The following is an 11,042-nucleotide window of genomic DNA, read 5'->3' as shown; positions in this document are numbered from 1 at the left end:
CGTGGCCGTGGTGTCCCGGCCGGCGGTGAGCGCGCCGGACGCGCTGAGCCCGGCCGCGCTCGCCGACGCTCGCCGATCCCAGCCTCGGCGCGGGCTGGCCGGGCTGGTGTTCGTGCTGCCGGTCGCCGGGTTCCTGGCGGCCGGCGCGGGCGGCCCCGCGCAGTCGGCCGCGCTGCTCGGCCCCGTCGTGGCCTTCGCGCTGCCGCTGGTGGCGATGATCGCCTTCTGGTGGGACGACTGGCCCGGCAGCCTCGCGCGTCCGGGGTGGTCCGGGCTCTACGACACCCTGCTCGTCGCGGCCGGCGGGCTGGTGCTGAGCCTGCTCGGGCGGGCCGTCGCGGGCGCGGCGAACCCGTTGCCGCTGGCCGGCGGATCTTCACGGTCATGCTGCAGCTGACGCTGGTGTGTGAACGGTGGCCGCTCGCCGGTTCCGGGCGGATCCGCTCCGGCCTCGCCGCACTGGCCGGGTGCTGGGCGGCAGGCGCGGTGGCGTACCTGCTGCTCGTCCGGTCCGGCGCCGTGCCGGGGGAGGCCTACGGGGCGTGGTTCACGGCGCTCGGCGCGTGGCAGATGGTCTGTTACGTCGCCCTGCGGGGGTGGCCGTTCGCCCGCATCCGGCGGCGTGCCGTCCGGTTGGTGACCGCGAACGTGGCCGTGGTGGCGTGCGGTTCGGTGAGCTGCCTGATCGCGGAACCGGGCCGCGTCACGGCGATCGCCGCGGCGGTGGTCGCGTCGGTCCTGCTCGTTTCGATGCAGTTCGAGGCGTGGCCCGCGGTGCGGCTCGGTCCACTGCCCGGGCGGAGCGTGGCGCTGGTGATCGTGGCCGTGCTGGCGGTGTCGCTGTCGTGGCTGCTCCCGCTGCTCGCCCGCGTGGCCGGTGTCCCGGAGTCCGAAGTGGACGGTTGGGTCACGCACGCGTTGCTGAACGCGCTGAGCCTGGCCGTCATCCTGCACGTCGCGGTGTGGCGCCGCTGGCCCCGCCGCGCGTGATCCGGGTCACCGGGTGTCACGGCTTTCGGTCGAGCGGTGTCTTCAGGGCGAGTTGCTGTGGACGGAAGGGAAAACCCATGAACATCGCCCTGTGGATCGCCGCCGGGATGCTCGCCGCGGTCGCCCTCGCCGGGGGCTTCACCAAGTCGTTCCTGCCGGTGGAAAAGCTGGGCGCGGCGACGCACGGCGGGGAGTGGACCGGGGACGCCGCGCCCGCGTTCGTGCGGACGCTCGGCGTGCTGGAAATCCTGGCCGCGATCGGGCTGGTGCTGCCCGCGCTGACCGGGGTCGCGCCGGTGCTGGTGCCGGTGACCGCGGTGTGCTGGGTCGGGCTGATGATCGGCGCGATGATCACGCACCTCCGCTACGCGGGCGGCGCCCGGTTCGCCGGCCTGAACCTGATCTACCTCGTGATCGCGGTGTTCGTCGCGTGGGGCCGCTTCGGGATCGCGCCGTTCGCGGGGTGAGCGGGCCGATTTCCGCGTACCGTGCGGACCGGGGTTGTCGAGGACAGGAGGATGGGATGCCAGCGAGCGTCATCGACCGCCGTGACGGCCGACCGGACGGCGAGAACTGGACCGAGAACTTCGAAGAACTCCCCGGCGGCGCGGGGATCTCCATCATCCTGGAATCGACGTCGGAAGCCGGTGCGGGCCCGCGCCTGCACCGGCACCCGTACGCGGAGACGTTCGTGATCCGCCGCGGCAGCGCGGTGTTCACCATCGGAGCCGACGAGGTCGCCGCCAGGGCCGGTCAGGTGCTCGTCGTCCCGGCCGGGACGCCGCACAAGTTCACCACCGGCCCCGACGGCTACGAAGCTGTGCACATCCACGCCGGCCCGCGCTTCGTCACCGAGTGGCTGGAGTAGGGGGCACGGTCAGCACCAGCTTGCCGAACTGGTCGCCCGCCTCCAGTTCGGCCAGTGCGCGCGGGCCCTGGTCCAGCGGGAAGGTGCGGTGGACCACCGGCCGGATCCGGTGCTCGGCCACCAGGGCGAGCATCTGCCCGAACTCGCGCGCGCTGCCCATCGACGTGCCCAGCAGGCTGATCTGCCGGAAGAACATCTCGCGCAGCGACAGGGTGACGTCCGCGCCCGTCGTCGCGCCGAGCGACACCAGCCGCCCGCCCGGGCGCAGCACCGACAGGCACCGGCCGAACGTGGCCGAACCGACGCTGTCGATGACGAGATCCACCGGCTTTCCCAACGCCTCGCGCCAGTCCTCGGCGCTGCCGATCGCCCGGTCCGCCCCCAGTTCGAGCGCCCGGCGGCACTTCTCGGGACTGCGCGAGGTCACGCTGACGGTGGCGCCGGCCGCCTTGGCCATCGCCAGTGCGAAGGTGGCCACCCCGCTGCCGATCCCGGGCAGCAGCACGTGCTCGCCCGCGCGCAGCCCGCCGCGCGTGAACAGCGCGCGGTACGCCGTCAGCGCGGCCAGCGGGAGGGCCGCCGCTTCGTCCCAGCCGAGGTGCGCCGGTTTGGGCGCCACGTTCTTCGCAGGCACCACGACGAACTCGGCGAACGTGCCGTCGGTTGGCACGCCCAGGATGGCGGGGACCTCCGGCACGTCGCCGGGCTCGTCCCAGTCCAGCGAAGGGTTGACGACGACCTCGGTCCCGGGAGCCACATCCACGCCGGGACCAGCCGTGGCGACCACGCCGGCGCCGTCGGAACCCAGCACGACCGGCGCGTCGCCGGCACCGCGCGCGTCGACGAGGAACAGGTCGCGGTGGTTGAGACCGGCCGCGCGGAGAGCGACCACGACCTCGCCCGGTCCAGGCCGCGGCGCGGGCACCTCGGCCACCCGCACACCCGTGAGTCCCGTCGCGTTCCCGTGCACCACCGCCGTCATCGTTGTCACGTCCGCGAAGCTAGCAGCGGCCCGTCGCGCGCCTCCAATGATCGCGAACCGTGTCACAGCACGGGTTTTTCAGATCGTGAACCGCCGTCACTCGAGCTCGGCGTCGAGGGTGATGGTGGTGCCCGCCAATGCGGCGGAGACCGGGCACGTCTCCTTGGCGTCCTCGGCGATCTTCCGGAAGTCGTCCGGGCTCGCGCCCGGCACCGTCGCGCGTACCGCGAGCGCGATGCCCTTGATCTCGTACCCGCCACCGGACTTCGGGCCGAACGACACCGTCGCCGTGGCCCGGATCCGCTCCGGCGGGGTGCCCGCGCGTCCGAGCAGGCCGGACAGCTGCATGCAGTAGCACGAGGAGTGCGCGGCGGCGATCAGCTCCTCGGGGCTGGTCTTGCCGCCGGCTTCCTCGGCACGGGCGGGCCACGAGACCGCGAACGTGGTCAGCTCCGACGTGTCGAGGCTGGTCTCCCCGGACCCGCTCGGCAAGTCGCCGGTCCAGGTCGTGGTGGCTTGACGGTCGGTCATGGCGGACCTCCTCCGGTTCGTGCGCTGCACACGGGCGAGGCCGCGGCGCGGCCAGGGCGGTCACGGGTGGCCGGCGTGGGCGGCTGGAGCGCGCGCCGTGCACACCTGACCTGTCTCCGGCCCGGTCAGCAGACGCTCCAGATTGTCCTCGAACCCGTCCGCCATGCGCCAGTCCGCCGCGAGCGTGAACAACGTCCGGCCGTCCGCGCCGCCCAGGGCGCACGCGAACCCGGCCCGGTCCAGTGGGACGGTGGCGAGCACCGCGCCGCCCTCGGTGACCCGCAGGCAGGCCGGTCCCCGCTCGGTCCAGCCCGGCGTCCACACGGCCGGTGACGACGATCTCGTTGAGGCACGGATTTCCACCCAGGCGCGGGACAAGCGCCCGGGTTCGTCGCCCTGATCAGGGCGGACGCCAACCCGGTCAGCAGAACGTCGCTCGTCGTTGCCGCTCCTCACGGTCGAGGGAACCCGTTCACCGGCTACCCGGACGGCGGCCGGCCGGATCGGAGCCGATCAGCGACATCCCGCTCAGGTCGCCGTCCACCGCCCGCACCTCCCGCAGGCACAGCTCGCGCAGGTCGATCACCATCGGACCGGGATCCCGGGTGACGTCGCGGCGGGTCAGCACCGCGAAGGCGGCCGCCACGTCCGCCGGCGTCGGCGGGCACGGCTCACCCTGGGCGCGCGGGCTGGTGGAGCGCAGGAACGCGGACAGGACCTCGACGATGGTCGCCTGGTCCCGCGGCGAGTCGACCGCGATCCGCTCCAGCGCGTAGATCCCCCCGAGCCGCCGGTGCAGGTTCGCGACGCCCTCGGCGCCCAGCTGGTCGACGGCGCGGGTGTAGCGGTCGGTGATCTGTCCCTGCCGGGCCACCTCGATCTGCTCCCGGGTGGCCTGCAACGAGATCGCGGTGAACACGAGCGCGCCGACCGCGGTCACCGTGGTGACCATCCCGCCGATGCGGGACCAGCGGTCCGCCGCGCGGGAGCCGGCGGCCGCGGGGCGTGGCAGGCTCCGCGACCACAGCACCCCGGCGGCCACCAGCGCCACGACGGCCGCCACCAGCGGCCACCACTCGGTGAGGAACGGCCACCACGACGTCGCCGCCGGAGTCAGCTGCCAGCCGAGGGCGGCGACCGCCAGCACGACCAGAGCCGGCGCCGTGCGGCGGGCCCGGCGCCGGGTCCGGAGGTCGCGCTCCCGGCTCCGCAGCGCGTCACGCGCGAGATCTTCGTCCACGTGCGGTAGTCGCCACGCCACAGCCCGGCGTAACCGGCCGGGTCGTCAGACCTTGACCGACGGGCGCCCCGGGGACAGCGCGCCCGCGGCGATGGCGGCCACCGCGGCCGTCACGGCGAACACCAGGAACCCGCCGCGGAAGCCGGCGAGCGTCTCCGCGACCAGGCTCGCCGCCGCGACGCTCGACACCACCGCGGCCCCCAGCGAAGCCCCGAACTCGTGGAACGTGCTCACGATGCCCGACGCGATCCCGGCCTCGTGTGGCGCGACCTGCCCCAGTGCCGTCGCCGACGCCACCACGAACAGCACCCCGGTGCCGGCGCCCGCGACCGCGATGCTGATCGCGACCACCGCGGCGTTCATGACCAGCGCGGGCACCGTCAGGCCGATCGCGGCGACCAGCAGCCCGGCCACCGCGAGCGTGCGCGCGCCGAACCGCCCGATGACCCGCCCGGTGAGGTTCGCCGCGGCCATCGTCAGCAACGCCACCGGCAGGAACAGCAACCCGGTCACCAGCGCGTTGAACCCGCGCTCCTGCTGGAAGTAGAACGTCCCGAGGAAGAACACCGCGACCGTCAGCGCCGTCGCCATCAGGATGAGGAACGTGCCCGTCGCCACCGGGCGGCGGACCAGCAGCCGCACGTCCATCAGCGGCGCCTTCGTCCGCCGCTGCCACGCCACGAACGCCACGTACCCGACCGCGGCCGCCAGCACCAGCCACCCGGTCGTCGCGGTCAGCCAGCCCTGGTCCCCGGCGTTGATCAGGGCATACACCAGCGCCCCGGACGAGGCGGTGACGAGCAGCGCGCCCAGCACGTCCAGCCGCGCGCCTGGGACCACCGGCGCCGAGCCGGGCAGCATCCGCGCCAGTGCGACGACGATGAAGAGCCCGATCGGCACGTTGATCCAGAACACCCACGGCCAGCCCGGGCCCGCGGTGAGCAGCCCGCCCAGCAGCACGCCGAGAGCCGCGCCGCCGCCGCCCAGCGCCGACCACACGCCCAGCGCCTTGTTCCGCTCGTCGCCGTCGAAGAGCCCCACGACCAGCGACAACGCCGACGGCGACAACAGCGCCGCGCCGACGCCCTGCGCGATCCGGCCGCCCAGCAGCACGGCGGACGACCCGGCCAGCCCGGTCACCAGCGAAGCGACCGTGAAGACCACCAGCCCGGCGAGCGCGATCCGCTTGGCGCCGGCGAGGTCGGCGAGCCTGCCGCCGAGCAGCAGCAGCCCGCCGAAGGTGAGCGTGTACGCGCTGACCACCCAGGTCATCGCTTCGCGGCTCATGCCGAGGTCGGTCTCGATGTGCGGCAGCGCGATCGCCACCACCGTGACGTCGAGGATCAGCATCAGCTGGGCGACCCCGAGGAAGCCGAGGATGCGCCACCGCAGCGGGTGCGCACCGGGTCTTGCGAACGAATCCGACATCATCTTCTCCGGTTAACTCGTACGACGAAGTACGACTTACAACCGTCATGCTAACTCGTACATTCCCGTACGAGCTAGACTTCGGTGGTGAGCACTTCCGCACGACCGCGCCGGCGCGCCGACGCCGAGCGCAGCATCGCCCGCATCGTCACCGCCGCCAGGGAGGTGCTCAGCCGGGATCCGGACGCGAGCATCGACGACATCGTGAAGGCCGCCGGAGTGGGCCGGATGACGTTGTACGGGCACTTCCCCAATCGCGCGGCGCTGGTCGAGGCCGCGCTCGCCGACGCCATCCGGGCAGGCGAGGAGGTCCTGTCGGAGGTCGACCTCGACGGCGACGCGCGGGACGCACTGGCCCGGCTGATCGGGCCCAGCTGGTCGCTCGTGGCCGAGTCGACGAAGCTGCTGCAGGCCGCCGAAGGTCTCCTGCCCGCGGCGCGCATCCGCGAACTGCACGGCGATGCCGCGAACCGGGTCGAGGACCTCATCCGGCGGGGCCGGCGGCAGGGCGTGTTCCGGACGGATCTGCCGGTCACGTGGCTGGTCAACGTAGTGCACTACGTCCTCAACGGGGCCGCCGAGGAGAACCGCGCCGGACGGCTGAGCGCGACGGAGGCGCCCGCCGTGGTGAGCGCGACGGTCCGGTCGTTGCTGGCGCCGCCGGATTTGCGTTGACGTTCGCGTCAACCCGCAGAATCGCGCCCGTGTTCACGGAAGCAGAACTGGATTACCTGAAGTCCCAGCCGCTCGGCCGGCTCGCCACGGTGTCGCCGGGCGGGCAGGTGCAGAACAACCCGGTCAACTTCTTCGTCGCCGACGGCGCGATCGTCATCGGCGGGCACGCGCTGGGGGCGTCGAAGAAGTTCCGCAACGTCCAGCGGGGCAGCACGGTGTCGTTGGTGGTGGACGACCTGGCGACGGTGGATCCCTGGGCGCCGCGCGGGGTGGAGATCCGTGGCAGCGCGGTGGCGCTGACCGACCAGGAGCCGCCGGTGCCGTACTTCTCGCGGGAGATCATCCGGATCACCCCGGCGCGGATCATCGCGTGGGGACTGGACGGTCCCCGGGCGAGCCGGTCGGTGGGGTGATCACGGCCGCTAGGCTCGACCGCCACCGGCGAAGGGAGTCCAGTGCCGATCGAGCACGAAGCCAAGGTCCTCGACATCGACCCCGGAAGCGTCGCGGCGCAAATCCTGCGTGCGGGCGGGGAGCGGGCCGGCGAACCCCGGCTGATGCGGCGCTACGTCTACGACGTCACGCCGGGGGACCGGTCGAAGTGGGTCCGGTTGCGCGACACCGGCACCGAGACGACGTTGTGCGTCAAGGAAATCCGCAGCGACGCCATCGACGGCACGCACGAGGCCGAGGTGACGGTCGGCGACTTCGCCGGCGCTCGTGAGTTGCTCGGCCTGCTCGGATTCACGCCCAAGTCCTACCAGGAGAACCGCCGCACGAGTTTCACCCTGGACGGGGCGCGGCTGGAGATCGACGAGTGGCCGCTCATCCCGCCCTACCTCGAGATCGAAGCCGCCACGGTGGCCGACGTCGTGCGGGTCGCCGGGTTGCTCGGCTTCACCGAGGACCGGTTGACGGGCGAGAACACGATCAAGGTGTACGCGCGCTACGGGATCGACCTGGCATCGATCCCGCGGCTCCGCTTCTGAAGAGGAGTTGGCGTGGGCGGCTCGCCACTCCCGTCCGGCACACCACCCGCCCGTCACAAGCCGGTCACGCGACCGGCCTTCCGCGGCCGTCGCGGGGCGGTGGCGGATGCTCACACGGGCTGGCCTTCCGCGATCAGGTCGTCCAGCGCCAGGCGCGCGCCGCGGGTGTGTTCGGCGGCGTAGGCCTCTTCGCCGAGGGCTGCGCGCGCCTTGGCCTCGATGCGGTCGACGTCGCCGCGTTCGGCTGGGGGGAGTGGGGTTCCGACGGAGCGGCGGGCGTGGTCCGCGGCCCCCAGCAGCCGGGCCGCCAGCGTGGGGGCTCCGGTCAGGGCGTGGGCGCCGGCGAGGCCTTCGAGCGCCAGCGCGACTGCCCGCGGGTCCGTGGCCCGCCGGGCGATGTCCAGTGCTCGCCGGTGCCAGGTGAACGCCCCGTCGGCGTCGCCGCGGAGTTCGGCCACGAAACCCAGCTCGGCGCACACCAGGGTGTTGCCTGGCTCGTGCTCCACCAGCCCGTGCCAGTCCAGCAGCACCCGCAACTGCCGCTCCGCCTCGTCCAGCGCGCCCTCCCGGCGCGCGCCCAGCGCGAGGCCCGTCCGCGCGTACATCTCGCCCGGCGTGAAACCGCTTTCCACCGCCACCCGCTCCGCCCGCTCGTGCAGGCGCCGCGCCTCGGCGAAATCCCCCGCGAGCAGCGCGGTGCGGCCCAGCCACGACAGCTGGTAGGACACCTCCGGCCACAACCCCAGCTGCTCGGCCCGCCGCAGGCTCTCGGTGTGCAACCGCTCGGCGTCGGCATAGCGGCCCTCGAACTCGGCCAGTGTGCCCAGCGCGAACGACGCCTGCACCTGGCCCCACCGGTCACCGACCTCCGCGAAGATCGCGGCGCTCTCCTCCGCGGCCGCGTGGGCCTTCGCCAGCTCACCGCGTGCGATCAGCTGACTGGCCGAATCGGCGAGCCCCGCCGCCGTGCCCCACCTGTCACCCAGCGACGCGAACCCGTCCAGCGCCGCGCAGGTCAGCCTCGACGCCCCGGTCAGATCCGCGACCGTGCCCAGCACGTACCCCAGGAACCACAGGGCCCGCGACCGCACCGCCACGTCGGGGATCGTCGCGGCCTCCTCGGCCACCGCCGGGTCGACGCGCCCGCCGGCCAGCACGCCGAGCCCCGCCAGCCAGGCCCGCGCCGCGGCCCGGCGGCCGGGCGCCACCTCGCCCGGTACCGCCAGCGCCGCCCGTAACGAACGCAGCGCCTCGCCCAGCCGCCCGCGCAGGAACCAGTACCACGACAGGCTCGTCACCAACCGCAGCGCCTCGTCCGCCGCGCCCTGGCGGACCAGCGTGTCGAGCGCCGCCCGCAGGTTCGCCGACTCCGCGTCCAGCGTCTCCAGCCAGTGGCACTGACCGGTGCGGCGCAGCAACGGGTCCGCGCGCTCCGCGAGCGCCGTGTAGTGCCGCGCGTGCCGGGACCGGACCGGCTCGGTCTCGCCTGCCTCGGCCAGCCGCTCCAGGCTGTACGCGCGCACCGACTCCAGCAGCCGGTACCGCGGGCCCAGCTCCACGTGCTCGCACACCACCAGCGACCGGTCGACCAGCCGCCCCAGCACGTCGACCACCGTGCCCGGCTCGCCCCCGCACACCTCCTCGGCCGCCTCCAGCCCGCACCCCTCGGCGTGCACCGCGAGCCGCCGCAGCACCTCACGCTCCGATGTGGACAGCAGCTCCCAGCTCCAGTCGATCATCGCGCGCAACGTCCGCTGGCGCGCCGGCGCGTCCCGGGCGCCGGTGGCGAGCAGGCGGAACCGGTCACCCAGGCGCGCCAGCAGCTCGTGCACGCCGAGCGCCCGCACCCGCGTGGCGGCGAGTTCCAGCGCCAGCGGCAACCCGTCGAGCGTGCGGCAGATCGCGGCGACCGCGTGCACGTTCCCTTCCGTGAGCGCGAACCCCGGCGCCGCGGCCGCGGCTCGCGCGACGAACAGCCGCACCGCGCTGAACTCCCGCACCGACGGCAGCACTTCCGCAGCCGGCCGTTCCCGGTCGGCGTGGCCCTCGGCGGGGATGCCCAGCGGCGGCACCGTCCACAATGTCTCGCCGGTGAGCCCGAGCGGTTCCCGGCTCGTGGCGAGGATCCGCAGGCCCGGCGCCGCGGCGAGGAGCCGGGCCGCCAGCGCGGCGACCGGCTCGACGAGATGCTCGCAGTTGTCCAGCACCAGCAGCAACCGCCGGTCCCGCACCGCGTCCGCCAGCCGCGCCGTCAGATCGCCCGCGTCGTCCCGCACCCCGAGCACCGCCGCGACGGCCTCGGCCGGGCGCGCCGGACCGCGCTCGCCGAGCCCGGCGAGCTCCACCAGCCACACCCCGTCCGGCACCGCGAGCCCACCGGCGGCCTCCAGCGCGAGCCGCGTCTTGCCGACCCCGCCAGGCCCGGTCAACGTGACCAGCCGCGCGTGCTCCAGGGCCTGCCGGACCTCGCGCACCGCCGCCTCACGCCCGACCAGATCGGTCAAGGGCACCGGCAGGTTCGACCGCGGACCCGGCGGATCCGGCGCCGGATCCAGGGCCGGGTCCTGGCGCAGGATCGCCTGCTGCAACCGCACCAGCTCCGGCCCCGGCTCCAGACCCAGCTCGCCGGCCAGCCGCTCCCGCAACGCCGTGTAGGAGGCGAGCGCCTCGCTCTGCCGCCCCGACCGGTACAGCGCCCGCATGTGCAACGCGCGCAACCGTTCCCGCAACGGGTGCTCAGCCACCAGATCGCCCAGCTCGCCCGCCAGCTCCACGTGCTCGCCGAGCGCCAGCCGGGCCTGCGCCAGCTCCTCGACCGCCGCCAGCCGCTCCTCCTCCAGCCGCTGCGCGTACCCGGCGGCGAACGGCTCCTCCGCGAAATCCGCCAGCGCCGGCCCCCGCCACAGCGCCAGCGCATCCCGCAGCAGCGCGGCCGTCCGAGCCGGATCCCGCCCGGCCTTCGCCCGCCCCACCAGCGCACGGAACCGGCGGGCGTCTACTGCGTCCTCCGGCGCCCGCAACGCGTAACCCGGCGGCTGCCGTACCACGAGCGCGCGGGCGCCCGGCTCGGCCGCCTCGAGCGTGCGGCGCAGCTGCGAGATCTTCGTCTGCAACGTGTTGGCCGGGTTGCCCGGCAACCGCTCGCCCCACAGGTCGTCGGCCAGGCGCGACACCGGGACCGGCCTGCTCTCGTGCACCAGCAGGTCGGCCAGCAGCGCGCGCACCTTCGCCTCCGGCACCGCGACCGCGGCGCCGTCGGCCGCCTGCACGGCGAGCGGACCCAGCACTGAAAACCTCACGCGACAGACAGTAACGACGGGCACCGACAGAAAATCGTGC

Annotated in this window: 13 protein-coding genes; 7 read left to right on the top strand and 6 right to left on the bottom strand. The window is 74.0% G+C overall.

The genetic code is table 11. The annotated features are described in order from the left end of the window. Position 1: 1 nt before the first annotated feature. From ACCP09_RS18685 to ACCP09_RS18670, 4 genes are all read left to right on the top strand, one after another. Positions 2–397: a hypothetical protein gene (locus tag ACCP09_RS18685; RefSeq protein WP_433748310.1), complete on the top strand. Its 396-nt coding sequence runs from the start codon at positions 2–4 to the stop codon at positions 395–397. Then, complete coding sequence (locus ACCP09_RS18680; RefSeq protein WP_433748307.1) at positions 385–990, top strand: hypothetical protein; 606 nt, start codon at positions 385–387, stop codon at positions 988–990. Before ACCP09_RS18685 ends, ACCP09_RS18680 begins: the two co-directional genes overlap by 13 nt. A 77-nt stretch (positions 991–1,067) precedes the next feature. After that, positions 1,068–1,457, top strand: coding sequence for a DoxX family protein (locus ACCP09_RS18675; protein WP_433748304.1), 390 nt, complete (start codon positions 1,068–1,070; stop codon positions 1,455–1,457). Between the two features lie 56 nt (positions 1,458–1,513). Further along, a complete protein-coding gene (locus ACCP09_RS18670; RefSeq protein ID WP_051362693.1) occupies positions 1,514–1,858 on the top strand; it encodes a cupin domain-containing protein in 345 nt (114 codons plus the stop codon). Here the strand turns inward: ACCP09_RS18670 and ACCP09_RS18665 are convergent. From ACCP09_RS18665 to ACCP09_RS18645, 5 genes are all read right to left on the bottom strand, one after another. Further along, complete coding sequence (locus ACCP09_RS18665; protein WP_433748488.1) at positions 1,839–2,840, bottom strand: zinc-binding dehydrogenase; 1,002 nt, start codon at positions 2,838–2,840, stop codon at positions 1,839–1,841. The genes ACCP09_RS18670 and ACCP09_RS18665 overlap by 20 nt on opposite strands. 96 nt (positions 2,841–2,936) lie before the next feature. Continuing rightward, positions 2,937–3,371, bottom strand: a complete 435-nt coding sequence (locus tag ACCP09_RS18660) for an OsmC family peroxiredoxin (RefSeq protein ID WP_027931129.1) — start codon at positions 3,369–3,371, stop codon at positions 2,937–2,939. Between the two features lie 60 nt (positions 3,372–3,431). Then, a complete protein-coding gene (locus ACCP09_RS18655) occupies positions 3,432–3,695 on the bottom strand; it encodes a hypothetical protein (protein WP_433748299.1) in 264 nt (87 codons plus the stop codon). A gap of 148 nt (positions 3,696–3,843) precedes the next feature. Further along, positions 3,844–4,611: a hypothetical protein gene (locus ACCP09_RS18650; RefSeq protein WP_433748296.1), complete on the bottom strand. Its 768-nt coding sequence runs from the start codon at positions 4,609–4,611 to the stop codon at positions 3,844–3,846. A gap of 45 nt (positions 4,612–4,656) precedes the next feature. Beyond that, a complete protein-coding gene (locus ACCP09_RS18645; RefSeq protein ID WP_433748293.1) occupies positions 4,657–6,042 on the bottom strand; it encodes an MFS transporter in 1,386 nt (461 codons plus the stop codon). Between the two features lie 84 nt (positions 6,043–6,126). Here ACCP09_RS18645 and ACCP09_RS18640 point away from each other — a divergent pair, with 84 nt between their 5' ends. From ACCP09_RS18640 to ACCP09_RS18630, 3 genes are read left to right on the top strand one after another with little or no spacing between them, the layout of a single operon-like run. After that, positions 6,127–6,714, top strand: coding sequence for a TetR/AcrR family transcriptional regulator (locus ACCP09_RS18640; protein WP_228684792.1), 588 nt, complete (start codon positions 6,127–6,129; stop codon positions 6,712–6,714). A 29-nt stretch (positions 6,715–6,743) separates the two neighbouring features. After that, positions 6,744–7,127, top strand: coding sequence for a PPOX class F420-dependent oxidoreductase (locus ACCP09_RS18635; RefSeq protein ID WP_027931124.1), 384 nt, complete (start codon positions 6,744–6,746; stop codon positions 7,125–7,127). Between the two features lie 42 nt (positions 7,128–7,169). Next, positions 7,170–7,703: a class IV adenylate cyclase gene (locus ACCP09_RS18630; protein WP_433748288.1), complete on the top strand. Its 534-nt coding sequence runs from the start codon at positions 7,170–7,172 to the stop codon at positions 7,701–7,703. 110 nt (positions 7,704–7,813) lie between these two features. Here ACCP09_RS18630 and ACCP09_RS18625 read toward each other — a convergent pair whose 3' ends face one another. After that, a complete protein-coding gene (locus ACCP09_RS18625; RefSeq protein ID WP_433748285.1) occupies positions 7,814–11,002 on the bottom strand; it encodes a BTAD domain-containing putative transcriptional regulator in 3,189 nt (1,062 codons plus the stop codon). Positions 11,003–11,042 lie beyond the last annotated feature (40 nt).

This window comes from Amycolatopsis sp. 3B14 (assembly GCF_050958625.1).
Lineage (GTDB): Bacteria > Actinomycetota > Actinomycetes > Mycobacteriales > Pseudonocardiaceae > Amycolatopsis_E > Amycolatopsis_E thermoflava.
The sequence above is the reverse complement of the archived record's forward strand: the minus strand, read 5'-3'. Positions and strand labels throughout refer to the sequence as shown.